24 protein-coding genes are annotated in these 25,681 nt (G+C 72.5%); 16 read left to right on the plus strand and 8 right to left on the minus strand.

Features of this window, described 5'->3' with window-relative positions:
• Nucleotides 1-299 precede the first annotated feature (299 nt).
• Genes ACFW1I_RS31185 through ACFW1I_RS31195 form a run of 3 tightly spaced genes read left to right on the plus strand, consistent with a single transcriptional unit; the run spans nt 300 to nt 3,301 of the window.
• Nucleotides 300-1,508 carry a sensor histidine kinase gene (locus ACFW1I_RS31185; protein WP_384676208.1) on the plus strand — a complete coding sequence of 403 codons (1,209 nt, stop codon included), beginning with the start codon at nt 300-302 and terminating at the stop codon, nt 1,506-1,508.
• On the plus strand, nt 1,505-2,188 hold the full coding sequence (locus ACFW1I_RS31190) for a response regulator (RefSeq protein ID WP_384676210.1): 684 nt from the start codon (nt 1,505-1,507) through the stop codon (nt 2,186-2,188). The genes ACFW1I_RS31185 and ACFW1I_RS31190 overlap by 4 nt, the downstream gene beginning before the upstream one ends.
• Before the next feature lie 54 nt (nt 2,189-2,242).
• Nucleotides 2,243-3,301: a hypothetical protein gene (locus ACFW1I_RS31195; protein ID WP_384676212.1), complete on the plus strand. Its 1,059-nt coding sequence runs from the start codon at nt 2,243-2,245 to the stop codon at nt 3,299-3,301.
• A gap of 52 nt (nt 3,302-3,353) precedes the next feature.
• Here the strand turns inward: ACFW1I_RS31195 and ACFW1I_RS31200 are convergent, their stop codons facing one another.
• On the minus strand, nt 3,354-4,211 hold the full coding sequence (locus ACFW1I_RS31200; protein ID WP_384676214.1) for a PRD domain-containing protein: 858 nt from the start codon (nt 4,209-4,211) through the stop codon (nt 3,354-3,356).
• Between the two features lie 150 nt (nt 4,212-4,361).
• Complete coding sequence (locus ACFW1I_RS31205) at nt 4,362-6,509, minus strand: glucose PTS transporter subunit IIA (RefSeq protein ID WP_384676216.1); 2,148 nt, start codon at nt 6,507-6,509, stop codon at nt 4,362-4,364.
• Nucleotides 6,510-6,852: 343 nt separating this feature from the next.
• Here ACFW1I_RS31205 and ACFW1I_RS31210 point away from each other — a divergent pair, with 343 nt between their 5' ends.
• The 5 genes from ACFW1I_RS31210 to ACFW1I_RS31230 all read left to right on the plus strand — a co-directional run bounded on the left by ACFW1I_RS31210 (nt 6,853) and on the right by ACFW1I_RS31230 (nt 11,762).
• Nucleotides 6,853-7,827: a hyaluronoglucosaminidase gene (locus ACFW1I_RS31210; RefSeq protein WP_384676218.1), complete on the plus strand. Its 975-nt coding sequence runs from the start codon at nt 6,853-6,855 to the stop codon at nt 7,825-7,827.
• Nucleotides 7,828-7,829: 2 nt separating this feature from the next.
• A complete protein-coding gene (locus tag ACFW1I_RS31215; RefSeq protein ID WP_384676220.1) occupies nt 7,830-7,985 on the plus strand; it encodes a hypothetical protein in 156 nt (51 codons plus the stop codon).
• Nucleotides 7,986-8,129: 144 nt separating this feature from the next.
• The gene (locus ACFW1I_RS31220; RefSeq protein WP_384676222.1) at nt 8,130-9,893 is read left to right on the plus strand and encodes an aminotransferase class I/II-fold pyridoxal phosphate-dependent enzyme; all 1,764 of its coding nucleotides are present in this window, start codon (nt 8,130-8,132) and stop codon (nt 9,891-9,893) included.
• Nucleotides 9,890-10,693: a phosphatidate cytidylyltransferase gene (locus ACFW1I_RS31225; RefSeq protein WP_384676224.1), complete on the plus strand. Its 804-nt coding sequence runs from the start codon at nt 9,890-9,892 to the stop codon at nt 10,691-10,693. Before ACFW1I_RS31220 ends, ACFW1I_RS31225 begins: the two co-directional genes overlap by 4 nt.
• Before the next feature lie 202 nt (nt 10,694-10,895).
• Nucleotides 10,896-11,762, plus strand: a complete 867-nt coding sequence (locus ACFW1I_RS31230; protein ID WP_384676226.1) for a hypothetical protein — start codon at nt 10,896-10,898, stop codon at nt 11,760-11,762.
• 47 nt (nt 11,763-11,809) lie between these two features.
• On the opposite strand, the gene ACFW1I_RS31235 is transcribed toward ACFW1I_RS31230, so the two are convergent.
• Nucleotides 11,810-12,481 carry a DUF4097 family beta strand repeat-containing protein gene (locus ACFW1I_RS31235; protein WP_384676228.1) on the minus strand — a complete coding sequence of 224 codons (672 nt, stop codon included), beginning with the start codon at nt 12,479-12,481 and terminating at the stop codon, nt 11,810-11,812.
• A gap of 766 nt (nt 12,482-13,247) precedes the next feature.
• Nucleotides 13,248-13,715 (minus strand): nuclear transport factor 2 family protein, encoded by a 468-nt coding sequence (locus ACFW1I_RS31240; protein ID WP_384676230.1) that lies wholly within the window; start codon nt 13,713-13,715, stop codon nt 13,248-13,250.
• Between the two features lie 127 nt (nt 13,716-13,842).
• On the opposite strand from ACFW1I_RS31240, the gene ACFW1I_RS31245 reads away from it, so the two are divergent.
• Nucleotides 13,843-14,460 (plus strand): TetR/AcrR family transcriptional regulator, encoded by a 618-nt coding sequence (locus ACFW1I_RS31245; RefSeq protein ID WP_384676232.1) that lies wholly within the window; start codon nt 13,843-13,845, stop codon nt 14,458-14,460.
• Nucleotides 14,461-14,587: 127 nt separating this feature from the next.
• Here ACFW1I_RS31245 and ACFW1I_RS31250 read toward each other — a convergent pair whose 3' ends face one another.
• The gene (locus ACFW1I_RS31250; RefSeq protein ID WP_384676234.1) at nt 14,588-15,028 is read right to left on the minus strand and encodes a MarR family winged helix-turn-helix transcriptional regulator; all 441 of its coding nucleotides are present in this window, start codon (nt 15,026-15,028) and stop codon (nt 14,588-14,590) included.
• A gap of 130 nt (nt 15,029-15,158) precedes the next feature.
• On the opposite strand from ACFW1I_RS31250, the gene ACFW1I_RS31255 reads away from it, so the two are divergent.
• The 6 genes from ACFW1I_RS31255 (at nt 15,159) to ACFW1I_RS31280 (ending at nt 22,649) form a co-directional block, all read left to right on the plus strand.
• On the plus strand, nt 15,159-16,154 hold the full coding sequence (locus tag ACFW1I_RS31255) for an SMP-30/gluconolactonase/LRE family protein (protein WP_384676236.1): 996 nt from the start codon (nt 15,159-15,161) through the stop codon (nt 16,152-16,154).
• Between the two features lie 189 nt (nt 16,155-16,343).
• Nucleotides 16,344-17,162, plus strand: coding sequence for an SDR family oxidoreductase (locus tag ACFW1I_RS31260; RefSeq protein WP_384676238.1), 819 nt, complete (start codon nt 16,344-16,346; stop codon nt 17,160-17,162).
• Between the two features lie 11 nt (nt 17,163-17,173).
• The gene (locus ACFW1I_RS31265; protein WP_384676240.1) at nt 17,174-17,848 is read left to right on the plus strand and encodes a carboxymuconolactone decarboxylase family protein; all 675 of its coding nucleotides are present in this window, start codon (nt 17,174-17,176) and stop codon (nt 17,846-17,848) included.
• 150 nt (nt 17,849-17,998) lie between these two features.
• Entirely contained in the window at nt 17,999-20,722 is a 2,724-nt protein-coding gene (locus tag ACFW1I_RS31270) for an ATP-binding protein (protein ID WP_384676242.1), read from the plus strand.
• A gap of 169 nt (nt 20,723-20,891) precedes the next feature.
• A complete protein-coding gene (locus ACFW1I_RS31275) occupies nt 20,892-22,070 on the plus strand; it encodes an alginate lyase family protein (protein WP_384676244.1) in 1,179 nt (392 codons plus the stop codon).
• Nucleotides 22,071-22,124: 54 nt separating this feature from the next.
• On the plus strand, nt 22,125-22,649 hold the full coding sequence (locus tag ACFW1I_RS31280; protein WP_384676246.1) for an NUDIX domain-containing protein: 525 nt from the start codon (nt 22,125-22,127) through the stop codon (nt 22,647-22,649).
• A 120-nt stretch (nt 22,650-22,769) separates the two neighbouring features.
• Here ACFW1I_RS31280 and ACFW1I_RS31285 read toward each other — a convergent pair whose 3' ends face one another.
• A complete protein-coding gene (locus tag ACFW1I_RS31285) occupies nt 22,770-23,897 on the minus strand; it encodes an NADH:flavin oxidoreductase (RefSeq protein ID WP_384676248.1) in 1,128 nt (375 codons plus the stop codon).
• A 134-nt stretch (nt 23,898-24,031) separates the two neighbouring features.
• Here ACFW1I_RS31285 and ACFW1I_RS31290 point away from each other — a divergent pair, with 134 nt between their 5' ends.
• On the plus strand, nt 24,032-24,466 hold the full coding sequence (locus ACFW1I_RS31290; protein WP_384676250.1) for a MarR family winged helix-turn-helix transcriptional regulator: 435 nt from the start codon (nt 24,032-24,034) through the stop codon (nt 24,464-24,466).
• Nucleotides 24,467-24,506: 40 nt separating this feature from the next.
• On the opposite strand, the gene ACFW1I_RS31295 is transcribed toward ACFW1I_RS31290, so the two are convergent.
• Nucleotides 24,507-24,971, minus strand: a complete 465-nt coding sequence (locus ACFW1I_RS31295) for a MarR family transcriptional regulator (RefSeq protein ID WP_384676252.1) — start codon at nt 24,969-24,971, stop codon at nt 24,507-24,509.
• Between the two features lie 71 nt (nt 24,972-25,042).
• Nucleotides 25,043-25,576, minus strand: a complete 534-nt coding sequence (locus ACFW1I_RS31300; protein WP_384676254.1) for a GNAT family N-acetyltransferase — start codon at nt 25,574-25,576, stop codon at nt 25,043-25,045.
• Nucleotides 25,577-25,681: the final 105 nt, after the last annotated feature.

Here is a 25,681-nt window from a genome sequence, read left to right on the forward strand (position 1 = left end):
GCCCCCGCGCCCCCGCCCCGCCCGCGCCCCCGCGGCGGCGCGCGGGGGGGGGGGCCGGGCGGGGGGCCGGGGCGGCGGGGGCGGCCGGGGCGGCCGGGGCGGCCGGGGCAGGACCGCAGACCGCGGCTGCCACCCTCGACGGGTGACAGCCGGGTGACAATGATGGCGAAACCGCCCCTTCGGTGGACCTGCCCCCTCGGCGGACCCACCCCTTCGGCGAACCTGCGCTCCCGCAGACCCGCCCCGTCGGCACGCCTGCCTCCTGGTCGCGCCGACCAGCCCTCGGCCCCGGAGAAACGATGACCGACACGTGGTGGCGGCGAGCCGCCCGCCACCCCCGCCTGCTCGACACGCTGCTCGCGCTCGCCCTCCTGGTCATCGCCGGCGGGACGACCCTGCTGAACCGCCTCGGCAAGAACGTCGAGCCCGATCCCGTCGCCCTGACCCTGGCCTTCGTCGCCTGCGCCGCGATCCTGTTCCACCACCGCCGGCCCCACGCCGTCTACGCGGTGACGCTCGTGTGCTGCCTGGCGATCTGTTTCGTCGCACCCCGCCTCGACGCGGGCCTGCTCGCGCCCCTGCTGGCGGCCCTCTACTTCCTGGCGGTACAGACCGACCGCAGGACCGCGCGCCTCGCCACCGCCACCGCGGCCGTCCTGGTCACGGGCGCCGCGATCATCAACGAACCCACGGCCTCGATCAACATGAAGATCGGGATGATCGCCTGGATCCTGCTGCCCGGCTCCATCGGCGACTCCGTACGCACCCACCGCGCCCATCTGGCCGCCACCAAGGAACGCGCCGAGCTCGCCGAACGCACCCGCGAGCAGGAAGCCCGCCGGCGGGTCGCCGACGAACGCGTCCGCATCGCCCGGGACCTGCACGACGTCGTCACCCACCACATGACCCTCGCCAACGCCCAGGCCGGCATCGCCCTCCATCTCCTCGACCGCACCCCGGACAGGGCCCGCGAGGTGCTCACCCACCTCGGCGACGCCACCGGCTCCGCCCTGCGTGAGCTCAAGGCCACCGTCGGCCTGCTGCGCCGCGCCGACGACCCCGAGGACCCGCTCGAACCCGCCCCCGGCCTCGCGCGCCTCCCCGACCTGATCCGTTCCCTCGAACAGGCCGGCCAGCCGGTCCGCCTCACCGTGGACGGCGACCCGCGGCCGGTGTCGCCCGGCGTCGACCTGACCGCCTACCGCATCCTCCAGGAAGCCCTCACCAACGCGGCCACCCACGCCCCCGGCTCCACCGCGGCCATCACCGTGCAGTACACCGGCATCCGCATCCGGCTCACCGTCACCAACAACCAGCCGACCGCCCCCGCCCGCTCCGCCGCCCCCGGCTCCGCGTCCGGTGGCTTCGGACTCATCAGCATGCGCGAACGCGCCGCGTCCGTCGGCGGACGGCTCACCTCCGGCCGCCGACCCGACGGCGGCTTCCAGGTCACCGCCGACCTGCCCCTGCACACCGGCACCGCACCGCACCCCCAGGACACCGCATGACCATCCGCGTACTGCTCGCCGACGACCAGGCCCTGCTGCGCGGCGCCTTCCGCCTCCTCATCGACACCGAGGACGACATGGAAGTGGTCCCGGAGGCGTCCGACGGCCGCGAAGCCCTCGACAAGGCCAGGTCCACCCGCCCCGACATCGTCCTCATGGACGTCCGGATGCCCGGCACCGACGGACTCTCCGCCACCGCCGCCATCCGCCGCGACCCCGACCTCACCGACACCCGCGTCCTCATCCTCACCACCTTCGAAACCGACGAACACGTCGCCCAGGCCCTCCGCGCCGGCGCCGCCGGCTTCCTCGGCAAGGACGTCCAGCCGCCCGAGCTCCTCTCCGCCCTGCGCCGCGTCGCGGCCGGCGACCCGCTGCTGTCGCCCACGGCGACGCGCGCCGTCATCGACGGCTTCCTCGCCCAGCCCGAACCCACCCCGCAGCACACCGCCGCCCCCGAACGCCTCGCCTCCCTGACCACCCGCGAACGCGAAGCGATGGCCATGGCCGCCACCGGCCTCAGCAACGAGGAGATCGCCGCCCGCATGTTCGTCAGCCCCTTCACCGTCCGCACCCACATCCACCGCGCCATGGCCAAACTCCACGCCCGCGACCGCGCGCAACTCGTCGCCATCGCCTACCAAACCGGCCTGGTCCACGCCCCCCGCCCCCCGAAGTGAGCGAGGCCCGTGGGATACGGTTCGGCCCCTGACCGATCATGAAGGAGTTCCTCCATGTCTCTCTGGGGTAAGCCCTCTTACCTCGCGGGCGCCCTCGCGCTCACGACCGTCCTCAGTGCGTCGTACCTCGCCCAAGCCGCTCCCGGCGCCGCAGCCGCCGAGGAGGCGTCCGCGCTCGTCGAGGACCGGGTCCTGCGGGTCTACAACAACAACATCGAGAACCTGGTGCGGAACAACGCCGACGGTACGTGCACCCGCATCTCCGGCCCGGACCATCTGACGTCCGAACTCGTCGACGACAACGGCAACACGGGGACCTCCGGCGTCAAGGCGCCCGACCTGCTGACCATCCAGCAGATCCGCGGCCGCGGCCAGGCCGACGCGTACGCCGACCAGCTGTCGGCCAAGTTCGGGCTGCCCGCGGGGACCTACAAGGTGATACTCGCCGCCGAGGACCCCGAGGAGTGGGGTCTCTCCCACGGCTGCAGCGACCAGTCCTTGGGCGATCTGAAGAAGAAGCAGACCAACGGCATCATCTACAACACCCAGCGGCTCAGCCTCGCCGAGGGGGACACGTCGCTGTACTGGAGCGCCGGCTGGCTCAAGCCCGTCCCCGGCGTGGACCCCGCCGACCTGTACGACAACGGCGCCGGCTGCACCCTCTACAAGCCGCCGAACAACGACGACGGCGCCACCTACGCGTACAAGTGGCGGCGCACGAGCGCCATCGCCGCCCGCTTCACCATCAAGGGCACGTCGACGACCGTGTTCGCCGCCACCATGCACCTCCCGGAGCAGAACAAGGACTACGCCTGCGCCGGCGACGGCATCAAGGGCATCGGCGACACCGGGATCCGCATCGGGACCGACGCGACCAGCCTGATGACCGGCACCTCCATCCGCGTCGTCGGCATCGACGCCAACCGCACCGCCATCCCGGCCGACACGCTGGGCGGCTACGGCATGACCGGCTACGGCACGAAGCCGACCAGCGGCACGCGCAAGATCGACTACCTGTTCATCCAGGGCAACGTGCTGCCCTCGCCGATCGGCCACACGGTCGACGGAACGAAGTCCAACCACAAGGCCCTGTACGGCTTCGTCCAGTTCTGAGCGGACGCCGCATCCCGTCCCGGTCGCGGCCTCGCCCGCGGCCGGGACCGGTTCACCACGGCGTGCCGTCCGGTTCCGTCTCCATGGTCATGCGGGCGACGTGGAGGGCCAGGTAGGAGACCTCGTCCTCGCTCAGGTGGGTGCCCAGGCGCAGCTCGACGATCGTCGCCAGCTGCTGTGCGGTGCGGGTCGCCTCCGGGTAGTGGCGGCGGATGCCCCGGCCGATCGTGGACTCGTGTCCCTTCAGCTGCCGGTGCTGCTGGATGCGCACGAAGAGGTACCGCACGTGGGTGATGAACCGGGCCGCGCTCATGGACTCCTGGGAGACGGACAGGCCGTGCCGTTCCCTGACGACGGCGAGCATCTGCTGGATGACGCCGGTCATGGTGTACGTGAAGGAGAGGTCGCCCTTGGCGAAGCCCGCGTTCACCAGGTGCAGCGCGAGCGCGATCGCCTCGGGGGGCTCCAGCCGCGGGTCCACGCGCTCGTTGATGGCCGCGAGGAGGCGCTGGGCCTGGGCGTACTCGGTGGCGTAGAGGGCCTGGACCTCGGCGCGCAGCGGGTACTCGACGACGATGCCTCGCGCGGCCCTGTCCAGCGCGCCGGCGACGTGGTCGGCGACCGCGATGGCGAGGGTCGGCCGGGTGGACTCGCGTCCCTCGATGCCGGCCTCGTCGAGGGCGATCACGACGGCTCGCAGGACCTCCTCGTCGATGAGGGCGAGGGCCTCGCTCAGATGGTCGGGGTCGCGGCCGTCCGCGGGGACGAAGACGCGCACGATCAGCGCCGGGTCGACGGGCTTGCCCTGGCGGGAGCTGAAGCCGATGCCGCGACCGGTGAGGATGACCTCCTGGCCCTTGTCGTCGCGCGCGAGGACCACATTGTTGTTGAGGACACGCAGCGCCTTCAAAGCCTGCTCTCCTTCTCGTCCGCGGTCCGTTTCTCCCCCAATGATCCCGCATGGTCCGCCGTTGCCGGACCGGACCCCGCGGGCCGGTCCGACGGCGGGTACGCGCTCCGCGGGATGTGCGCGTACCCGTGCCGGACCGGTGGCCGTCCGTCACCGCCGTACGGTCACGACGGGTGCGCCGACGGCTACGTCCTGTCCGGTGTGGGGCTCGACCGAGGCGAGCTCCGCGGTGTTGGTGACCGTCATGAGCGTGACCGTGGGGTGCTGCGCCGCGCGCACGGCGTCGAGGTCGACCTCGACGAGGAGGTCCCCGGCGCGGACCTGCCGGCCCGCTTCGGCGCGGACGTCGAAGCCCTCCCCCCGCATCTGCACCGTGTCGATGCCGACGTGGATGAGCACCTCCACGCCGTCGGCGGTGCGGATGCCGAAGGCGTGGCCGGTGTCGGCGACGACCATCAGCTCTCCGTCGACCGGGGCGACGACGCAGCCGTCGGCCGGTTCGATGCCCACGCCCTCGCCGAGCGCCCGGGAGGCGAAGACGGGGTCCCCGACCTCGTCGAGATCGACCACTCGGCCGGCGACCGGCGCGGTGAGCTCGATGCCCTGCGCGGCGGTGACGACGGGAGCGGTGGCGACAGCGGTGGAGGTGGAGGTGGAGGTGGAGGTGGTCGCGGTGGGCACGTCGGGCTTCGCGGCCGAGGCGGCGGAGGCGGCGAAGGCGGCCGTGGCACTCGCGGGGGCTCCGACGGTGACCGGCTCGCGGTCGTCGGCCGTCGCGGTCTCCACGGAGGCCGCCTCAGCCGCGTCGCGCTCGGCGTTGGCGCGGGCCCGGTCCTGCGGGGTGCGGAAGTCGGAGAAGTACACGAGGGCCATGGCGGTGAAGAAGGACGCCGTGATCGCGATGACGTAGACCAGCATCGGGTCGAAGACCGGGATGGTCAGCAGCGAGGTGAAGGCGAAGGCGTTGGTGTCCACGCCGCCGAGGACGCCCACGATGACGCCGCCGACGAGGCAGCCGACCAGCATGCGCGGGTAGATCCGCTTGAAGCGCAGGTGGATGCCGTACAGCGAGGGCTCGGAGATGCCGCCGAAGAGGCCGGCCGCGAGGGCTCCGGTCGCGGTCTGGCGCATCTCCTTCTCCCGGTGGCGCAGCGAGAGCAGCAGCACGCCGGCGGTGGCGCCGAAGCAGGCGAAGTTCCACGCGCCCATGGGGCCCTGGATGAAGTCGTAGCCGAGGGTGTTGATGTTCTGCAGCATGAGCGCGTTCAGCGGCCAGTGCAGGCCCAGCGGCACCAGGAACGGGTAGAGCAGCGGGATCATGATCGCGAAGACGATCGGCGCGTTGTTGTTGAGCCAGGACAGACCTTCCCCGAGCCCGTTGCCGGCCCAGATGCCCAGCGGGCCGATGAGGAAGGCGGTCACCGGGATCATGATCAGCATGCTGAAGAACGGCACGAAGACCATGTGCACGCTCTCGGGGAAGACGCGCTGCAGGCCCTTGTAGACCAGGGCGAGCAGGGCGACCATCAGCAGCGGCACGAAGACCTGGCCGCCGTAGTCGTTGAGCTGCATCGGCAGGCCGAAGACGTGCGCCACGGACTCCGTGGTGCCCAGCGTCTCGTTGGTCGTGGTGGTCACGCCGGGGATCTTGGAGTTGATCAGGCCCGTGAAGTTCGGGGTCATCACCGCGGCCATCACGGCGGCGCCCACCCACGGGTCGACCTTCAGCTTCTTGGCCGCGTTGTAGGCGACGAAGATCGGCAGGAAGTACAGCACCGAGCGCCACATGGCGTCGACGAACACCCAGGTCGCGGACTTGTCCGCGGCGCGGAAGTCCACCACGCCGAGGGCGTCGAGGACGGAGGCGATCGCGATGATCAGCGAGGAGCCGAGCAGGACGCCCATGAGCGGGCGGAACGAGTCCGAGAGGTACTCGAAGAAGTTGTCGAGCCAGGCGAAGCGGCCGCGGCTCTTGGCCCGCATCTCGGCCTTGACCTCGGCGTCCGACCGCCGCGGTGCCGTGCCGCCGCCGGTCATCGACGGCAGGTTCATGATCTCGGAGTGGACCCGTGCGACGGCTCCGCCGATCACGATCTGGAGGCGGTCGCCGGACTGCGGCACCGTGGCCATGACACCGTCGAGGCCGTCGAGCGCGGCCGTGTCGGTCTTGGCCCCGTCGTGGAGCTGGAAGCGCAGCCTCGTCGCGCAGTGCGTGAGGCTCTCGACGTTCTCGGCTCCGCCGACGCCGCGGAGGATCCGCTCCGCGAGCGTGCCGTGACCGGTTGCGGGTGTGTTCATGATGCGTCCTTGCATCCTCGTGCTCTTGCCGTCCTGCTTCTGTCCGCGATCTCTCCCGCCCGGATCCGGGCAACAAAAAAGGCCCGGGTCGCGCACACGGCGCTACCCAGGCCTTGCCTTCCCTCGAGCGGCACACCGCCATGGCGTCGCGTGGGCGACGAAGGCGGAGTCCTCGGGAAGTGACAATCCTGCGATCGAGATCGATTCGAACACACTGTAACACCGGGATCCACCTGCTCGGACACACCCGGCGGAGCCGGGAGAACGACCGGCCGGCGCGTAGCGCCGGCCCCGCGTCGCGTGCCAGGCTGTCGGCCGACCGGGGTGGGAAGAGGGGTTGAGGATGACGAGTACGCGAAGGCTGTTCCTGGGGGCGTTCACCGCGGGGGCCGTGACGGTCGCCACGGGAGCGGGGACCGCTTCGGCGGCCGAACAGGACGCGCAGACCGGGCAGGCCGGGCACGACGCGCAGGCCGGACAGGCGACGCAGGCCGGGCAGGACGTACAGGCCGAGGGGGACGTGACGTACCTGGGCGAGGTGCTCGCCCGCAACTTCCGCACCGACGGCGGCACCACCTCGTCGTTCAGGACCGCGTCCACGGCGACGACGGCGAAGCTCCACGCCCTGACCGTCCACCAGGCGGGCACGGCCGGCAACGGGGTCGCGCTGAACGTCGTCTCCGACAATCCGGAGGACTCGGCGATGTACCTCTCCGGGACGGAGAGGAGCCGGGGCACGCTCAAGATCCTGCACCGGGGCCACGCGGACGCGTCGGACGCGGGAGCCGCCGCGATCTCCGTCTACCTGGACACGGACGGCGTCACCGACGCCTCCGGCGGCACCGCGGCCCAGGGCATCTACGTCACCCACTCCACCGGCCCCACCAAGGGCAACCTCATCACGCTGCGGAACAACGGCGTGGACGACTTCGTGGTGAAGGGGTCCGGCGCGGTGGGCATCGGCCTCGCGATCGGCGCGACCCCGCGCGGCCGGGTGGAGATCGCCCAGCGGACCGCCCTGATCGGTCTGCTCATGCAGGCCAACGAGGACGCCAACAGCCGGCTGATCGAGATCCGGGACCGGACGGGCACGGCGAAGCTGCGGGTCCTCAACAGCGGTGCGCTGGCCGCCCACAACGCCATGTTCGGTGTCACGAGCGGAGAGTCGTACGGCGGCGGTGACGGCGTCATCGGCATCCGCAACGCCACGACCGTCCCGACCGCCGACCCGGCGAACGGCGGTGTCCTCTACGCCGAGGGCGGCGCCCTCAAGTGGCGGGGCCCGTCGGGCACCGTGACCGAGATCGGATCGGCCTGACCATGGAACTCACCCCTGAGCAGCTCGTGTCGGAGTTCCAGGACGCCGTCATGGAGCTGTACTTCGCCCGCAAGCGCATCGCCCTCCTGGAAGCCGAGAACGCGGCGCTGCGGGAGCACCTCGCCCGCGCCGAGGAGGCGTCCCGCGCGGAGACCTGACGGAGGGACCGGGACCGTGGGCGGGCGGCCGGTCGGGGGCCGGTCGCGACCCCGGCGTCCGGCTGAGTACGCGTACTCAGGTGGCGTGCGCCGCACTCGTCCATGCTGGGGCGCGAAAGCCGAACGTCTCAGGGGGACTTACGCATGGACCATGCCCTGCAGCTGCGCACTGCCACGCCTCAGGACCGCGACTGGATCCACGAGCTGCGCCACCGGGTGTACGCGGAGGAGCTCGGCCAGCATCCGGTGGATCCGTCGGGGCGGCTGAGGGACGGACTCGACGGGGACAACGTGTATCTCGTGGCCGCGCGGGGCGGGACGCGGATCGGTTTCGTCAGCCTCACCCCTCCGTGGGTCGGGCGCTACTCGCTCGACAAGTACCTGACCCGCGAGGAGCTGCCGGTCCTGTCCGAGGAGGCTCCGTTCGAGATCCGCGTCCTGACCGTCGAGGAGGAGTGGCGGTCCACCGCGGCGGCGCCGCTCCTCATGTACGCGGCGCTGCGCTGGGCGGCGGCGCGGGGCGGCCGCCGGGTCGTGGCGATGGGCCGGACGGACCTGCTGGACATGTACCGCGAAGCCGGGCTGCGGCCGGTGGGGCGCACGGTGCGCTCGGGCGCGGTGTCGTTCGAGGTCCTCAGCGGCTCCGTGGCCGAGCTGACGAGGACGGTCGCGGAGCGTCACGGCCGGACCCTGGAGCGGCTGCGGGCGGGCCTCGACTGGCGGCTCGACGTGCCCTTCGCTCCGCGTGCGGACGGCTGTGAGCACGGCGGGGCGTTCTTCTCGGCGATCGGCACCGACTTCCGGACGCTGGCCCGGCGTCACGAGGTGGTGGCGGCGGACGTGCTGGACGCGTGGTTCCCGCCCTCCCCCGAGGTCCGCGCGGCCCTCTCGGAGGATCCGGGGTGGGCTGCCCGGACCTCGCCGCCGACGGGCGCGGAGGGACTGCTCGCGGAGATCGCCCGGGTCCGCGGGCTGCCGGTGGAGTCGCTGACCGTCGGGGCGGGCTCGTCCGATCTGATCTTCCGGGCCTTCGGCCGGTGGCTGACGCCGGAGAGCCGGGTGCTGCTGCTCGATCCCGGCTATGGGGAGTACGCCCATGTCACCGAGCGGGTGATCGGCTGCCGGGTCGACCGGCTGCAGCTGCGCCGGGAGGACGGCTGGCTGCTCGATCCGGCCAGGCTCGCCGCCGCGACCGGCGACGGGCGGTACGACCTGGTCGTGGTGGTCAACCCGAACAACCCGACCGGCCGCCACGCCCCGGCCGACGCGCTGCGCGCCGTGATCGACGCCTCGCCCGTGCGGACGCGGTGGTGGATCGACGAGGCGTACCTGGGCTACGTCGATCCGGCGGACTCGCTCGCCCGGCTCGCCTCGGCCGACGAACGGGTCGTGGTCTGCACCTCGTTGTCGAAGATGTACGCCCTGTCGGGGATGCGGGCCGCGTACCTGGTGACCGGTCCCGGGACGGCGGGGGAGCTGCGGCGCTGGACGCCGCCGTGGCCCGTGAGCCTGCCCGCCCAGCTGGCTGCCGTGGCGGCGTTGCGCGATCCCGCGTACTACGCCGGATGCTGGGCCCGCACCCATGTGCTGCGCCGTGAACTGGCCGACGGCCTCCGGGCCCTGGACGGCTTCGACTCGGTCGACGAGGGGGTGGCGAACTTCCTCACGGTGACGCTGCCGCCGGACGGGCCGAGCGCGGCGGAGCTGGTGCGCGAGTGCCGGCGGCACGACGTCTTCCTGCGTGACCTGTCGCCGATGTCGCCTGCGTACGAGGGGCGGACCGTCCGGATCGCCGTCCGCGACACGGCGGAGAACGCGCGGATCGTGGCCGCGTGCCGAAGCGCCCTGGACGCGCTGCGCGAGCCTGCCGCGGTGGCGTCGGGCACGCCGGTACGGGCCTCCCGGTGACGACGGTCGCCGCTCTCGTGCCGTACCTCGGCGGGGCGCTGGCGGTCGGTGGCGTCGCGGTGGCGGCGAGCCGACGCCGTGAGCTGATGGTCCGCTGGTGCGTGTGGGCGCTCGGAGTGCCGCTGGTGACCGCCGCGTTCTGGCTCGGGCCGCCGGGGATCGCGGTGCTCGCGGCCGTGGTCGGTGTGGTCGCGGTGGCGGAGTTCGGGGGGCTGCTCCGGCTGGGCCCGGTGGACCGGGTGGTGCTGGGCGCGGCGGTCGTGGGGCTCGTCCTGACCGCCTGGCTGGCTCCCGGGGACGTGCTCCGGGCCGCGGCGGTGGGGGCGCTCGCGATCGCCGGGGTGCCGTTGCTCTCGGGCGACGCGGAGCACGGGCTGCGCCGCCTGGGGGCGGGCCTGCTGGGGCTCGTGTGGCTGGGCGTGCTGGCCGGTCTCGTGCCGTCGGGTGCCCTCGGCCTCGTGCTGTTCGTGGCCGTGTCGATCGCCGACATCGTCGCGTACGCGGCGGGTCGCCGTCTCGGCGGTCCCCGGCTCTCCCCGCTGTCCCCCGCCAAGCGGTGGAGCGGGACGCTGGCGGGGGCGGTCGCCGGGCTCCTCACGCTGGCCGCGCTGTCCTCGCTGACCTGGCAGACCGCGGTGGCCGTGGCGGTCGGCGGTCCGCTCGGGGACCTGCTGGAGTCGATGGTCAAGCGGGGCGCCCGCGCCAAGGACGCCGGCCGGTGGCTGCCCGGCTCCGGCGGCCTGCTCGACCGGATCGATTCCCTCCTGGTGGCGCTGGCTGTGTGGTTGGTGCTGGAGTGAGCCACGGGACGGGTCATCCGGGAGGGCCGGCACGCCCGAAAAGGGTTTGTCACGAGGCCGGGCCTCACCGATGATCACCTCGTGACGACCAGAAAGGGCCATGCCGGCTAGGCGCCCGACTCCGCTCTCCACCGCTCGCGCGCCGCCGCCCGCTCACCGCAGCGCCCCATGGCCGTGACCGCCCACCCAGGAGAGCCCACCCGTGCAGAAGACCGCCCTCGTCCCCTACGCCCGCCTTCCCCGAGCGCACCACGACCGCCATGTCCTGACCAGTACTGTCGACGTCTTCGGCACTGCCCACTGGCTGCTCGCCGCACGTGCTCCGCGGCCCGGCGGTGGCTCGCTGCCCTTCGACGCCCTGGTCGTCTCCGTCGATCCGGACGGCGACGTCGAGCTCACCGAGCTGAATGCCGTGCGGGCCCCATGGCCGCACCTGGACCGGCTGCCCGACGGCGGGTTCGTCGTCGCCGCGTCCCGCATCCGTCGCCGCGAGGACGCCCACCAGGTCCAGGTCTTCGACGCCCTCGGCCGCGAGACCTCGTCCTTCTCCGTCGGGGACGCCATCGAGCATCTGCTCGTGGACGAGGACGGCGGGATCTGGGTCGGCCACTTCGACGAGAACCCGGACGGCATCCGGCGTTGGAGCGCCACCGGCCGGCTCAGCTGGACGTCGGACGGCGCCGGCATTCCCGGACTCCTCGACTGCTACGCCCTGAACGTGTCGGGCACCGCCGCGTGGGCATGCCCGTACACGGACTTCCCGCTCGTCGAGATACGCCCCGGCCGCTCCGACCGGCCCGTGACGGTGCGGTCGAACCGCGTACGCGGCGCGCATGCGGTGGCCGTCCACGGCGGGAGGGTCGCCTTCTACGGCGGCTACGGCGAGGAGAGGGACCGGCTCGCCCATGGAGAACTGACGGCAGCATCCGTCGAGCCGACGGACGTCGGCCTGCTGACGCTCCCCGATGGCCGGGCCCCCGGCCGCCGACGGGTCGTCGCCCGAGGCAGCAGGATCTACGTCCAGGCCGAACCGTTCACCGCATGGGGCGTGTTCGACCTCGACGCCTGATCGCCAGACCTCTGAACCCCGGCTTTCCGCCGACACCTCCGCCCTGCTCAGTTGCTGTGGGCGGTGATGTCGCCGTGGGAGGTGGTGGCGCGGATGGTGAGGTCGGCGCCGGTGCCCTTGGCGTTCTGCAGGGTGTTGTGGATGCGGCCGTAGGAGGTGCCGGCGTCGAGGGTGGCGGCGGTGCCGCGGGCGGCGCCGACGGTGATGGAGCCGGACTGCGTGGTGAGGGCGACGGTGCCGGTGGTGGCTTCGGCGACGCGGAGGTCGCCGCGGGCGGTGGTGAGGTCGGCGGAGCCGTTGAGGCGGCCGATGGTGATGTCGCCGTCCTGGAGGGCGAGGCGGACGGTGGCGGCCTCGTCGAGCTTGACGGGGCCCTGGGCGCTCTCGTAGCTGACGTCGCCGAGGCGTCCGACGCCGCGGAGTTCGGCGCCTGCGGCGGTGGCCTGGACGCGGGAGCCGGCGGGGAGCTGGACGGTGATCTCGACAGCGCCGGAGGGGCCGAAGAGCTGGTTCTTGGCGTCGGGGGCGGTGATGGTCAGGACGCCGTCGGTGTAGGTGACGGTGGTGTCCTGGGCGGCCTTGACGTCGCGGCTCCTGCCGGCGCGGGCGGGGCGGATGTCGACGGTGGTGTCGGCGCGGTCGGCGGCGATGAAGCGGAGGTGGCCGGCGGGGATGTCGACGACGGTGGTGATCGGGGCGGTGGTGGCGAAGGTCTGCATGGTGTGGCTTCTCCCGTGGAGTCGTGGTCGGCGTTTCCGACATGGGAAAAGCTACGCTGCTTTCCAGGATGCGGCAACGAGCATGTTGCACTGGAACAGTATTTCTGCAGCTCAAGCCCCGGATTTCATTGCAATGAAAGCTGGATTGATGCAACAACATATGCCGGAACGTTGCAACGGTGGAGCAGTGAACGCCACGACCCCGCCCCCCGGCCGGCACGCAGGCACAGCCCACGGGCGCCCGTGCCGGAGAGAATCGCAGCAGCCCCGTCGGGAGATGCCATGCATGCCACCCCAGAGAGCCCACCCCCACCGACGACAGACGTACGAGCCGGAGGCCGGAGTGGTCGGGGCCGGGACGTCGCAGACCCGGCACCGGCAGGCGGTGGCTCCTGCTCGGCGTCTGCCTGATCACGGGCGCGGTCGGCGCCGGCACCTCGTCGATGGCCGCCGCCGGCGCGCCGTCGGCCCGGCAGTGCGACCCGCCCCGGAAGGCGGGGACCTCAGCGTCCAGCCGCCCCTCGCCCGGGCGGGCATCGACCAAGGTGTTCGTGCAGGTGCACTGCGCCGGCCACGCCCTGCTGTTCGAAGGCTGCTGCGGCCCGCGCTGCACCCCGGAATCAGGGACCCTACGGCGGGCGCCCGGGTGAACCCTGGGCCGGTCCCCACACCACGCGCAAGGCGGCACTGATCGAGTGGATCACCGACGTCCCCCGCGCCCGCCGTTGCCCGCTTCCCCCCGCCGCCCGTCCTACTGCGGGTGGGCTCAGGCGCGCGTGTACGTCTCGGCGACCTCGCGCAGGTTGGACTCCCGGCCGCCGCCGGTGCCGTGCACCGTCCCGATGGCGAACGTGTGGAACACGTGCAGCGTGTCGAAGTACTCCTTGAACTCACGCACCTTGCCGTCCTGGACGCGGAAGAGGAAGTGGTACTGGTTGTTGTACGTCTTGCCGTCCGCCACGGTGCCGCGCGTCTCCGCCTCGACGGCGACGCGGTCGCCCTCGGCGGTCACCGCGCCCACGGTGATCTCCAGCGGCCTGGGCAGCACCGGGATGACGTCCCGCCATCCGGCCAGCCACTCCTCGCGGGTCTTCCAGCCCGAGCCCGGCAGGTCGCCGATGAGGAAGAACGCGCAGTCCTCATGGGTCAGTTCCAGCAGGCGTTCCTCGTCCACGGCCAGGCACGCCCGCAGCCATGCGAGTGCGACGTCCTTGCGGTCCGCGATGGATTCCATGGGCCGATCCCCTCCCGATCCCTGCACCATTAGTGAACGGTGCGTTCACTATTGCAGGGGACGGTAGCATGACCCCTGCCGAATAAGGAACGGTGCGTTCACTTCGTACGGGAGGAGGGGCATCGACATGAGCCCTCGGTCGGATCTCTCCGCCTCCGAGCCCGCCGGCACGCGGCGACGCGGCGGCGAGCTGCGGCAGGCGATCTTCGACGCCGTCCACGACCAGCTCCGGACCGTCGGCTACACCGCCCTGACCATGGAAGGTGTCGCGGCCGCCGCCCGTACCGGCAAGGCCGCGCTCTACAGGCGCTGGTCGAACAAGAACGACCTGGTGCTCGACGCGCTGGCCGACGCGCTCCCCTCCCCCGCGGCGATCGACCACGGCACGGACCTGCGCGCCGGCCTCGTCGCCGCCCTGAACGGCCTGCGCAACGCGCTCAACGGCATGCACGCGACCGTCTTCCAGGTCGTCGCCGACGAAGCCGGCCACAACTCACCACTGGTCCGGTCCCTGGTCAACACCCGCGTCCTCGACCCGTGCCAGACCCGGATCCAGACGCTGTTGCGCGAGGCCGTCGACTCCGGCCGGGCCCCGGCCGCCCTGGACACGGACCTGATCGCCGCGCTGGGCCCGGCCCTGCTGCACCATCACTGCCTCACCCAGGGCACCCTGATCCCGGCCGACCTGGTGACCTCCACCGTCGACGACGTCCTCCTGCCGTTGAGCCGCGGGCCGAAGGCGTGAGCGACGCGAACGAAGGCACACGCCTTGTCCCGCTGAGCGTCGGCGGCGACGGCGCGTTCGGCATCCTGGCCCGGTCGGGCGCCTGATCGACCGGCAGGCCGAGGACGGCGGTCAGGACGAGTCGGCTCTACGGCCGCACCTTCTCCAGCAGTTCGACGCACCGCCCCAGCAGCCCGACCAGCGCTTCCCGCTCCTCGTCCGTGAACTCGGCGGCCAGCGCGCGTTCCACGCGGACGGCCTGCTCGTCGGCGTCGGCGAGGGTGGCCCGGCCCTTTTCGGTCAGGCGGGTCTCCAGGACGTTCCGGTGCCATGCGTGCGGGGTGCGCTCGATCAGGGAACGGTCCTGGAGGTTCTTCAGGACCGTGTTCATGGTCGGGGGCGTGACACCACAGCGGCGCGCCAGGGCAGCGGCGGAGATGCCCGGGTTCTCGTCGAGGCCGAGCAGCGCCGCGTACTGGGGGACGGTCAGGCCGGAGGGCTTCAGCACCGCGGCTTTGGTCGCGCCCAGGGCCTGTTCCGCCCGCTTGAGGTGGGAGCCAACGCGTTCGGAGATCGGCATGGACGTCATCTCCGCAGGATAGCCGGGCTGTCGAGCACGGAAGCACTCCGTCAACCGTAAGCCCCTTGACGATGATTAGAACTCTAACCTACGTTCGAGTTCGACAATCGGCATGTAGTCGAACGAGAGAGTTGCTGGCATGTCCCACTCGATCCGCCGTCGTACCTTCCTGACCACCTCCGCCGCCGCCCTCGCCGTCGCCGCGACGACGCAGGGCGCGCGGGCCGCCACCGCGGAGCGCGGCGGGACTCCCCGGATCACCACGGCCTTCGCCCTCACCGGCGACCGGGTGTATCCCGAGGGCATCGCGCTCGACCCGCGCAACGGGGACGTGTACGTCGGCTCGTACGCCGACGGCTCGGTCCAGCGGGCCACGCCGGGCGCCCGCTCCGCCGAGGTCTTCCTGCCCGCCGGCGCCGACGGCCGCACCACCGCGAACGGCCTCAAGGCGGACGCGGCCGGCCGCCTGTGGGTGACCGACTCGACGAGCGGCGTCGCCGTGTACGACGTGCGCGACCGCACGCTGCTCGCCCACTTCGACCTCCCGGACGACGCACCCCGGTTCGTCAACGACCTGGTCGTCACGCCCGACGGCACCGCGTACCTGACCGACAGCATCCGGGCGGTGATCTACCGCGTCACGCCCGCCGACCTGGCCCGCGCCCGGGGCGGCCGGTCGCCGCTGACGCCCCGGTACGACCTGACCGGGCTGCTCACCCCGCGCCCGGCCGACGGCTTCTCGCTCAACGGCATCACCACCGACGGGCGTCGGCTGTACGTGGTCGACATGCCGGTGGGCGAGCTGTTCCGGATCGACCTGCGGTCCGGCGCCGTCCGCCGGACCGCCCTGCACGGAGGCGACCTGAAGCACGGCGACGGCCTGGAGCTGGCCGGGCGGACCCTGTGGGTGGCGCACAACACGACCGACACGATCAGCCGGTGGCGGCTCACCCCGGACGGAGCCGCCGCACACCTGGAGCGCGTGGTGACCGACCGGGCCCTCGGCATCCCGACCACGCTGGTCCGGGACCGGGGACGACTGCTCGTCGTCCGGTCCCAGTTCGACAAGGGCGGACCGATGGGGCCGGGGGTGCCGGAGACGCCGTTCACGGTGGCGGACGTACGAGGGATCTGAGGCGTACGTACGGGGGATCTGAGGCGTACGTACGACGGGCCCCGGGGGCCTTCCGGCCGGCTGCTTACCTCCGTACCCAGTCGCACGGCGAGAGAGCACCTCCGTCGCCAGTCGTCCTCCTGATCCGGCGGGGCCCTTCGCGCCGTACGGTCGATCCGTCGATCCGTTTCCGTACGCGGAAGGAGCCCCATGTCCAGAACAGTCCTGGTGACCGGTGCCTCCACGGGCATCGGACGGGCCACCGCGCTGCTGCTGGCGCGCGAGGGCTTCACGGTGCACGCCGGCGTGCGCAAGGAGGCCGACGGCGAAGCCCTCGGCCCCGGCGTACTGCCCCTGATCCTGGACGTCACCGACGCCGGCCACATCGCGCAGGCCGCCGAGCGGGTCGGCCGGCTCGACGCCCTGGTCAACGTCGCGGGCGTCGGCGTGACCGGACCGCTCGAATTCCTGCCCCTGGACACACTGCGGTGGCAGTACGAGGTCAATGTGTTCGGGCAGATCGCCCTGACGCAGGCGATGCTGCCGAAACTGCGCGCCACGCGCGGCCGGGTGGTCACCGTCGGGTCGGTGGGCAGCTGGATCACTCTGCCCTTCGGCGGTCCGCTGTGCTCGTCCAAGCACGCCATCCGTTCGCTCAACGACGCCCTGCGGATGGAACTCGGCCCGTGGGGCGTCCGGGCGGTCCTCATCGAGCCCGGCTCCATCCACACCGATGCCGTCGACAAGCTCGAAGGCGAGGTCGAACCCCGCCTCGCGTCGCTCGGCGAAGAGGGGAGGAAGCTGTACGGGGCGGCGTACCGGACGATGGTCGCCGCCGGGCTGAAGGAGGAGCGCTCGGGTTCGAGCCCGGACGTCGTCGCCCGCGCCGTCCACCACGCCCTCACCTCACGCAGGCCGCGCGCCCGTTATCCGGTCGGCAAGAAGTCGCGGCTGATGAGCACGCTCGGCCGCGTCCTTCCCCAGTACACCCTCGACCGCCTGCGCCTGCGTGCGCTCGGCCTGTCCTGAAGGGACCGCCCATGCCCGAGCTCGCCGGAGCCGACGACCTGCCCGCGCTCGACCCCGTGTTCGCCCGACTCGCCGTAGGCGTGGGTCGGCATCTGTGGGAACTGCCGCACCTCACCCTGCGGGAGAAGGCGTTCGTCTGCCTCACCGCCGACCTGTGCCATCCCCATCTGGGCACCCCTCTGGCCATGCACGTCCGGATGGCTCTGGAAGGTGGCGTGGAGCCCGAGGCCATCAGGGAGCTGTACCGGCACCTCGCGCCGTACGTGGGGTACCCGGTGCTGGTCACCGCCTTCCAGCGGCTCGCCGAACTCGGCCTGCCCGCCGCGGAGGACGATCGGGCGGTCGAACCGAAGCCGCTGAGCGGCGAGTTGGCGCGCGCGGTACGCGACCTCGAACGCGTCGACACGGGCCTGGCCACCTTCACCGAGGACCAGTTGGCCCAGCGCTGGGCGCGCCCGCATCTCACCGTCCGCGAGCGCGCCGTCGCCTGCCTGGCGGTGGACGTGCTCTACCAGACGCTGGGTGACTCGCTGCGTCTGCACGCCGCGCTCGCCCGCGCCGCCGGAGCGACGGACGAGACGCTGCGCGACCTGGTCAGGGGCATGGCCGAATTCGGTCTGCCGAGGGCGTGGGCCGCCGCGCGGGCTCTCGGACTCGACGGGGCCGGGGCGGTCGGCTCCGGCTGAGGCGACCGCCCGACGGTTGCACGACCGGCGCGAACTCCCTTATAGGTACGCTCTTCTGACGGATAATAGGTAACCAGTCCTCGCTGACGGGCAGGGGCTACGGACGGCTCGGTCGGTGCACGTACGGGCACTCCCCAAGGGGGTCGCAGCATGTTGTACGGCCGAGCGGCCGAGCAGGCCGCGATCGACCGCCTGCTCGCCGGTCTGCCGGCCGGCCGCCCGGGGACGCTGGTGGTGCGCGGCGACGCCGGCATCGGCAAGTCGGCCCTGCTCGACTACGCCGCCGACGCCCCCGCCCAGGTCCTCCGCGTGACGGGGGTCGAGTCGGAGGCGGGGCTGCCGTTCGCCGCCCTGCACCTGCTGCTGCGCCCCGTCCTGGACCGGGTGGACGCGCTCCCCGAGCAGCAGGCGGCCGCGCTGCTCGGCGCGCTCGGCCTGGGCGGCGCCAACCGCGGCGACCGTTTCCTGGTGGGGCTGGCCACCCTCAGCCTGCTGGTGGAACTGTCCGTCCAGGAACCGCTGGTCTGCCTGGTGGACGACGCGCAGTGGCTGGACCGGGAATCGGCGGACGCGTTGACCTTCGCGGCCCGCCGCCTGTACGGCGAGCCGGTGGCGATGCTGTTCGCCGCCCGGACGGGTCCGCACTTCCCCGGCACGGGGCTGCCCGAGCTGCGGCTGGGCGCGCTCGGGGACGCGGCCGCCAGGAGTCTGCTGGCGGAGCGGGCGGGGGCGCTGCCGCCCGCCGTGCGGGAGCAGCTGGTGTCCGAGGCGCGGGGAAACCCGCTGGCTCTCGTGGAACTGCCCGCCATGCTCACCGCGGAGCAACGGCTCGGCGCCCCGGCCCCGCTGTCCTTCTGCCTGGAGACGGCCGAGCCGGTGACCGACCGGGTGCTGGCCGGCTTCCGGGAGCGGATCGCCGCTCTCCCCGAGCCGGCCCGGCGCTGTCTGCTGGTGGCGGCGCTCGACGACCGTGGCGAGCTCGGCGTGCTCACCCACGCCCTCGGTCTGCTCGGCGCGTCGCTGGTGGACGCGGCGCGGGCCGAGCGGGCGGGCCTGGTCCGCATCACCCCGCACGGCGTGGCGTTCCGTCATCCCCTCGTGCGCGCGGCGGTCCTGCTGGCCTGCGACATCTCGACGCGCATGGAGGCGCACCGGGCGCTCGCGGAGGCGGTCGACGACGACCGGCGGGCCTGGCACCTGGCCGCTGTCACGCTCCAGCCCGACGAGCTGGTGGCCGGGGAGCTGGAGCGGCTGGCGGTGCGGGCGCGGCAGCGCGGTGGTCAGGCGGCGGTGTCGGCGGCGTACGCGCGTGCCGCCGAGCTGTCGCCGGACGGGCGCGACGCCGCCCGCCGCTTCACGGCGGCGGCGCGCAGTGCGACGGAGGCCGGGCTACGGGAGCGCGCGGTGGAGCTGGTCGACCGTGCGCGGCGCGCGGCGGAGTCCTCGGTGCCGGAGGTGTCCGTACGGGCCGAGCTGGCGGAGGTGCGGGCGAAGCTGGAGTTCGAGGCGGGGCGGCCGCTGGAGGCGACCCGCCTGCTCCTGGAGGGCGCCCAGGCGGCACCGGATCGGCTGACCCGGCTGTCGTTGCTGGGGCTCGCCGCCTACTGCACCTGGTCCAGCGCCGCCCATCCCGATCAGGTCGGGCTGGCGCGGCGCGCCGAGGAGCTGACGCCTCGGGGCGGTGCGGCGGCCGATGCCGTGCGGGCCATCAACCACGACTTCCGGACCGTGCTGGAGGGCGGGACCTCGTTCGCCGGCACGTCCTCGCTCGGGCTCGGCGCCGCGCCCCTGCCGTTCGAGCTGCGCATGGTGCTCTCCTTCCAGGCCAGTCTCCGCGCGGACCGCGACGGCATGCTGGCGGCGGCCGACGGACTCGTCCGCGAGTGCCGGACGGAAGGCCGCCTGGGCCGTATGCCCCAGGCGATGACCATCCTGGCCATCTCCCGGTTGCTGGCGGGGCGGCATCCCGACGCGCGTGCCACGGCGGCCGAGGGGCTGGCCCTGGCCGCCGACGTGAACCAGCCGTTGTGGGCCGGCTACCTGGCGGGGGTGCACGCCTGGCTGTCCGCGGTGGCGGGCGACGAGGAGGGGTACCGCGCCATGGCCGCCGAGGCGCTGCGGCGCTCGGACTCGCTGGCGTGGATGCCGGGGCGTTGGTGGTCCGACTACGCCGGGGTGCTCCGGGACGTGTGCGCGGGCCGGTACGAGGCGGTCCTCGACCGGGTCGACCGGGCGGCGGCGGGCCCGAGCCGGCACGCGTTCCTGTGGACGTACGTCTGGCCCGACTACGTCGAGGCCGCGGCCCGCAGCGGTGCGCCGCAGCGTGGTGTCGAGGCGCTGCGGCGGTACGAGGCCTGGGCCGGGGCGACCGGTCGGCCGGGTCCGGAGGCGGTGCGGTACAGGGTGCGGGCGCTGCTGGCGCCCGACGACCGGGCGCGCCGGCTGTACGAGAGGGCCCTGGAGCTCCATCGCCGGCACGAGCAGCCCTTCGACCACGCCCGCACGCGGCTCCTGTACGGCGAATGGCTGCGCCGTCAGCAGCGGCGCAACGAGGCCCGTTCCCATCTGGAGGCCGCGAAGGACGCCTTCGAGCGGTTGGGGGCCACGCCGTGGTCGGCCCGTGCCGTCGCCGAACTGCGCGCGGTCGGCGTCTCCGTCCCGGACGAGGCTTCCGGCCGTCTGCTGGCCGCCCTCACGGCGCAGGAGCTGCGGGTCGTCGAGCTGGCCGTCACGGGGGCGACCAACCGCGAGATAGCCGCCCAGTTGTTCCTGAGCCCTCGGACGGTCGCGCACCACCTCTACAAGGCGTTCCCGAAGCTCGGGGTCACCTCCAGGGCGGAACTGGCCGGGCTGGTGGACCGGCGGCGCGACTGAGGCGGGCGCGGGCGGAGGGGTGCGGCGGTGGCCGTCTTCCCCGAGGAGACCACACCCACCCCTTCCTTCACACCTTGACGGAAGGGTGGTCCAGACCTATGGTCTCCACTCAACGCGCCTGCCCCACACGGCGTTTCACGTTCATCCGAGAACGGAAGGCCCCCCACCCATGCGCAGAACCGCACTTCTCGCGACCGTCGCCGCACTCGTCGCCGGTGCCCTCGCCTGGCCGTCCGCACCCCCCGCCGAAGCCGCCCCCGCCGTCTTCACCCATCCCGGAGTCACCGTCTCCCAGGGCCAGTTGGACTTTGCGCGCACCAAGGTCCTGGCCGGCGCGCAGCCCTGGAAGGGCGCCTACGACCAGATGATGGCGAGCAAGTACGCGGATCCGAACCGCACTCCGAAGCCCCGCGCGGTCGTCGAGTGCGGTTCGTACTCGAACCCCAACTACGGCTGCACCGACGAGCGCGAGGACGCGATCGCCGCGTACACCAACGCCCTCGCCTGGTACGTCACCCGGGACGCGCGCTACGCGCAGAAGTCCATCCAATTGATGGACGCCTGGTCCGCCGTCATCACGGACCACACCAACAGCAACGCCCCGCTCCAGACCGGCTGGGCCGGCTCCTCCTGGCCCAAGGCCGCCGAGATCATCAAGCACACGTACACGGGCGGTTGGCCGAACTCCGGCCGGTTCGCGACGATGCTCCGCGACGTCTACCTGCCCGAGGTCATCAACGGATCGAACTCCAACGGCAACTGGGAGCTGTCGATGATGGAGGCGGCCGTCGGCATCTCCGTCTTCCTGGAGGACCGGGCGTCGTACGACAAGGCCATGGCGAAATTCCGGACGCGCGCCGCCGCCTACGTCTACCTCGCCTCCGACGGCGAGCTGCCGAAGACCGTGCCGAGCCAGAACCTCGACACCCGCGCCAAGATCGTCGGCTACTGGCAGGGCCAGTCGACCTTCGTCACCGGCCTCACCCAGGAGACCTGCCGCGACCTCACCCACACCGGGTACGGCATCTCCGCCCTGGCACACGTCGCCGAGACCAGCCGGATCCAGGGCCAGGACCTGTACGGCACGGACGTCGGCGAGCGGCTGCGCCAGGCGCTCGGATTCCAGTCCAGGTACGAGCTCGGCACGGCCGTGCCGAGCTGGCTGTGCGGCGGCTCCCTCCACCTGGGGCTCGGCCCCGTGACGGAGGTGGGGTACAACGCCATGCACAACCGCCTCGGCTTCGCCATGACCAACACCGAGACGCTGACCAAGCGCAACCGCCCGGCCGGCACCAACAACCTCTTCGTCGCCTGGGAGACCCTCACCCACGGAGACAACGTCTCCTAGCCGCCCCACCCCGTCGCGGCCGGTGCTGTCAGTGGCGGTCTCTAGCCTGTCGCCATGATCCGTAGCGTGTTCGAGCAGCGTCCGCTCGACGCTGCCGTCGCCGATGCCGGAAGCGCGACGCTGGAGTTCGACCGGGCCCGGGCCTGGTTGCGCTCCGCGCTGGCCGGCGCCATGGAACCGTTGGGCGCCGAGGTGTGGGTTCTGGACGCGGCCCTGGAGCAGATCGTGCTGGTCCGGCATCCGTGGCGGGGGCTGGTCCCGCCGGGCGGCAAGGTCGAGCCCGGGGAGTGTCCGCGTGAGGGCGCGGCCCGGGAGCTGGCCGAGGAGACCGGTCTGCGGCCACGGTTGCTGGAGCGGCCCGCCGCGGTGGCGGTGCGGTCGTTCGGCCCGGGCCTGCCGCAGACACTGTCCCTCTCCTACGCCGCGATCGGCGACCCGGAACAGCCGCTGATCGCGGAGGACGGGCAGCCCGCCGTCTGGACGCGGCTGGACCAGGACTGGAACAGCTGCTTCCCCGACGACGGGCCGCGCATCCGGCAGTACGTGAAGCTGCTGAGGTCGAACCCCTCCGGCTGGTGAGCGTGGCCGCGCCTGCGGATGCCGGTGGAACGCCGCTGGGGCCCGGTCGGACCGGGTTGCCCGAGCTAGCGTTCCACCTCATCGCCGGACGACGGGACCGAGCACCCGCGGAATCGGGTCTCAGCTCAGCGTCTTCACCGCGGCGGCGTCGTACGGCTTCAGCTCGTCGAAGCGGCCGGCCAGGACCTTCGCCGCCCACTCCGGGTCCTGGAGCAGGGCGCGGCCGACGGCCACCATGTCGAACTCGTCGCGCTCCAGGCGGTCCAGGAGTTCGTCGATGCCCTTGACCGGGGAGCCCTCGCCCATGAAGGCGCCGATGAAGTCGCCGTCGAGGCCGACCGAGCCGACGGTGATGGTGGGCCGGCCGGTGAGCTTCTTGGTCCAGCCGGCCAGGTTGAGGTCCGAGCCGTCGAACTCGGGGATCCAGTAGCGGCGGGTGGAGGCGTGGAAGGCGTCGACACCGGCGGCGGCCAGCGGGGACAGGATCGCCTCCAGCTCCTGCGGGGTCTCGGCGAGCCTCGCGTCGTAGGCGTCCTGCTTCCACTGCGAGTAGCGGAAGATGACCGGGAATTCGGGCGAGACGGCCGCGCGCACGGCGGCCACGATCTCGGCCGCGAACTTCGTACGGGCCACGGGGTCGCCGCCGTAGGCATCGGTACGCCGGTTCGTCCCCGCCCACAGGAACTGGTCGAGGAGGTAGCCGTGGGCGCCGTGCAGCTCGACGCCGTCGAAGCCGATGCGCTCGGCGGCCGCGGCGGCCTCGGCGAAGGCGCCGATGACGTCGTCGAGGTCGCGCTGGGTCATCGCCTTGCCCGCGCCCTCGGTGCCGTCGGTGCGGATGCCGGAGGGTCCGACGGCGGGGGCCTCGGGGTAGGGCGCCTGGCCCTGCTTGCGGACCATGCCGATGTGCCAGAGCTGCGGCACGATCGTGCCGCCCTCCGCGTGGACGGCCTCGGCGACCTTCGCCCACCCCGCCAGCTGCTCCTCGCCGTCGAACCGGGGCACGCGGTCGCTCTGACCGGCCGACTCGTGGCCGACGTACGTCCCCTCGGTGACGATCAGCCCCACGCCGGCGGCGGCACGGCGCGCGTAGTACGACCGCACGTCCTCGCCGGCGACGCCGCCCGGGGAGAACATGCGGGTCATCGGCGCCATCGCGATGCGGTTCGGGACGGTCAGGCCGTTCAGCGCGACGGGCCGGGACAGGATCTCGGCCGCGCGGGAGGCGGGGGACGCGGTGACGGTCACAGGGACGCTCCTCATGGCTACTGCTTGACAAGCTTGATGGTTGAGATCTTCATGCAATAGCGAAGACGGTAGACGTCAATATTTGAGACAGTCAAGTATCGAGGTGGTCAAGTATCCCGGGGTAGGGTGGCCCCATGACCGAAGGTGCCCCCGTCGACACGGCCCAGCTCATGGAGCTGCTCTCCGTCTCCCTCGGCGTGTACTACGGCGAGTTCACGGTCGCGGCGGCGAGCGAGAACCTGACGGCGAGCCAGGGCAAGGCCCTCACCGTGCTGCGCCGAGGACCCGTCGCGATGCGCGCCCTGGCCGAGACCATGACCTGCGACGCCTCGAACATCACCGGCATCATCGACCGTCTGGAGAAGCGCGGCCTGGTGCGCCGCGAGGCCGACGCGTCCGACCGGCGCGTCAAGAACGTCATCCTCACCCCCGACGGCGAGCGCGTCGCCGACGCGATCCGCGCGAGGATGCGCGTCACCCAGGAGGGCCTGGAGAGCCTCGGCGCCGAGGACCGCGACCGTCTGCGATCCCTGCTGGAACGGGTCTTCCTGACCAAGCCCGCCGCCTGACCGGGGCGGCGGGCCGGGGAACCGTCGTGGACGGCGTGCGTCAGCCGGGCAGGTTGCCGTCGCCGCCCATGTTGGCGACCATGCGACGCAGGACGTTGATCGTGGTCACGAAGTCGGCCGTGCCGACGCCCGCGTGCACCCGCTGATGAATGCGCGCGTTCCGCTCCTTCGCCCGCGCGCGCCCCTCCTCCCCCGCCTCGGTCAACGTCATGAGCCCCGCGTCCTCGGTGAGCCACCCTCGGCCGACCAGGTCGTCGAAGACCCCGTCGAAGTCGGTCCCGCGGTCGTCCCAGTGCACCAGCCGCTCGGTCAGCGCCGCCCGGGTCCACCTCCCCGGCTCCCCCGCGACGTGGTTGAGCGTCCACCAATGCGGCTGCGTGAGACCCTCCACCGCCAACTGCTCGCGGATGGCCCCGACCACCAGCCGGTACGCCATGCCGGTCCACGCGCCGATGGGCTGGGCCGCCAGTTCCCGCTCCTCGTACTCCCTGAACGTCACGCTCACGTGCGTCTCCTCCTCGCGATCGACGGAACGCGACGACCGTAGAACCTCACGTTAAGTCGAGGTCAAGGTGGTCACTCCGGGGTGTCGGCCAGGTCCGTCGCGAGCCGGGCGTAGGACATCATGTCCCGGCGCTCGCCGCCGACCGGCTGCCGGCCGCGGTGGAGTCCTTCGTACGAGAAGCCGGCCTGGGCCGCGGTCTTGCGCGAGGCCGTGTTCCAGGGCTCGACGTACAGTTCGAGCCGCTCGAAGCCGAGGTCGCGAAAAGCCCAGGAGCCGAGGGCGCGCAGGGCCACGGCCGCAAGGCCGCGTCCGCGCGCGGAGCCCGCCACCCAGTAGCCCACGGCCGCCCGGCCCTCGTCGGTGGCGTTCGGCCACAGGCCGATCGCGCCGAGGCCGCGGTCCCCCTCGGCCTCGGCCATGACGAACGGGTAGCCGGTGCGACGGAGCGCCCGATCCTCCTGGCGGGAGATGAACGCGACGCCTTCGTCGTGGGTGTACGGGCTCGGCACCGTGGTGACCAGGGGGATGTAGTCGTCCTCCGCCGCCTCGCGCACCAGCGGCAGGTCGCCGATGTGCCAGGGCCTCAGCAGGAGATCGTCGCCCACGGCGATACGGGGAACATGGAACGGTGTCTGCATCCCTCTCCCTACCATGCCCGGCGCGGTGCGCATGGGCGCCGGGCCGGGCGGGGAGCACGCTGGGGGGGGCGG

This window comes from Streptomyces sp. NPDC058955, assembly GCF_042741435.1.
In the GTDB taxonomy this organism is placed as follows: Bacteria; Actinomycetota; Actinomycetes; order Streptomycetales; family Streptomycetaceae; genus Streptomyces.

Excerpts from the sequence above, each read along its gene's own strand:
- ACFW1I_RS31185 (WP_384676208.1), top strand. The coding sequence starts at position 300 with ATGACCGACACGTGGTGGCGGCGAGCCGCCCGCCACCCCCGCCTGCTC.
- ACFW1I_RS31190 (WP_384676210.1), top strand. The coding sequence starts at position 1,505 with ATGACCATCCGCGTACTGCTCGCCGACGACCAGGCCCTGCTGCGCGGC.
- ACFW1I_RS31195 (WP_384676212.1), top strand. The coding sequence starts at position 2,243 with ATGTCTCTCTGGGGTAAGCCCTCTTACCTCGCGGGCGCCCTCGCGCTC.
- ACFW1I_RS31205 (WP_384676216.1), bottom strand. The coding sequence starts at position 6,509 with ATGAACACACCCGCAACCGGTCACGGCACGCTCGCGGAGCGGATCCTC.
- ACFW1I_RS31210 (WP_384676218.1), top strand. The coding sequence starts at position 6,853 with ATGACGAGTACGCGAAGGCTGTTCCTGGGGGCGTTCACCGCGGGGGCC.
- ACFW1I_RS31215 (WP_384676220.1), top strand. The coding sequence starts at position 7,830 with ATGGAACTCACCCCTGAGCAGCTCGTGTCGGAGTTCCAGGACGCCGTC.
- ACFW1I_RS31220 (WP_384676222.1), top strand. The coding sequence starts at position 8,130 with ATGGACCATGCCCTGCAGCTGCGCACTGCCACGCCTCAGGACCGCGAC.
- ACFW1I_RS31235 (WP_384676228.1), bottom strand. The coding sequence starts at position 12,481 with ATGCAGACCTTCGCCACCACCGCCCCGATCACCACCGTCGTCGACATC.
- ACFW1I_RS31240 (WP_384676230.1), bottom strand. The coding sequence starts at position 13,715 with ATGGAATCCATCGCGGACCGCAAGGACGTCGCACTCGCATGGCTGCGG.
- ACFW1I_RS31245 (WP_384676232.1), top strand. The coding sequence starts at position 13,843 with ATGAGCCCTCGGTCGGATCTCTCCGCCTCCGAGCCCGCCGGCACGCGG.
- ACFW1I_RS31250 (WP_384676234.1), bottom strand. The coding sequence starts at position 15,028 with ATGACGTCCATGCCGATCTCCGAACGCGTTGGCTCCCACCTCAAGCGG.
- ACFW1I_RS31255 (WP_384676236.1), top strand. The coding sequence starts at position 15,159 with ATGTCCCACTCGATCCGCCGTCGTACCTTCCTGACCACCTCCGCCGCC.
- ACFW1I_RS31260 (WP_384676238.1), top strand. The coding sequence starts at position 16,344 with ATGTCCAGAACAGTCCTGGTGACCGGTGCCTCCACGGGCATCGGACGG.
- ACFW1I_RS31265 (WP_384676240.1), top strand. The coding sequence starts at position 17,174 with ATGCCCGAGCTCGCCGGAGCCGACGACCTGCCCGCGCTCGACCCCGTG.
- ACFW1I_RS31270 (WP_384676242.1), top strand. The coding sequence starts at position 17,999 with ATGTTGTACGGCCGAGCGGCCGAGCAGGCCGCGATCGACCGCCTGCTC.
- ACFW1I_RS31275 (WP_384676244.1), top strand. The coding sequence starts at position 20,892 with ATGCGCAGAACCGCACTTCTCGCGACCGTCGCCGCACTCGTCGCCGGT.
- ACFW1I_RS31280 (WP_384676246.1), top strand. The coding sequence starts at position 22,125 with ATGATCCGTAGCGTGTTCGAGCAGCGTCCGCTCGACGCTGCCGTCGCC.
- ACFW1I_RS31290 (WP_384676250.1), top strand. The coding sequence starts at position 24,032 with ATGACCGAAGGTGCCCCCGTCGACACGGCCCAGCTCATGGAGCTGCTC.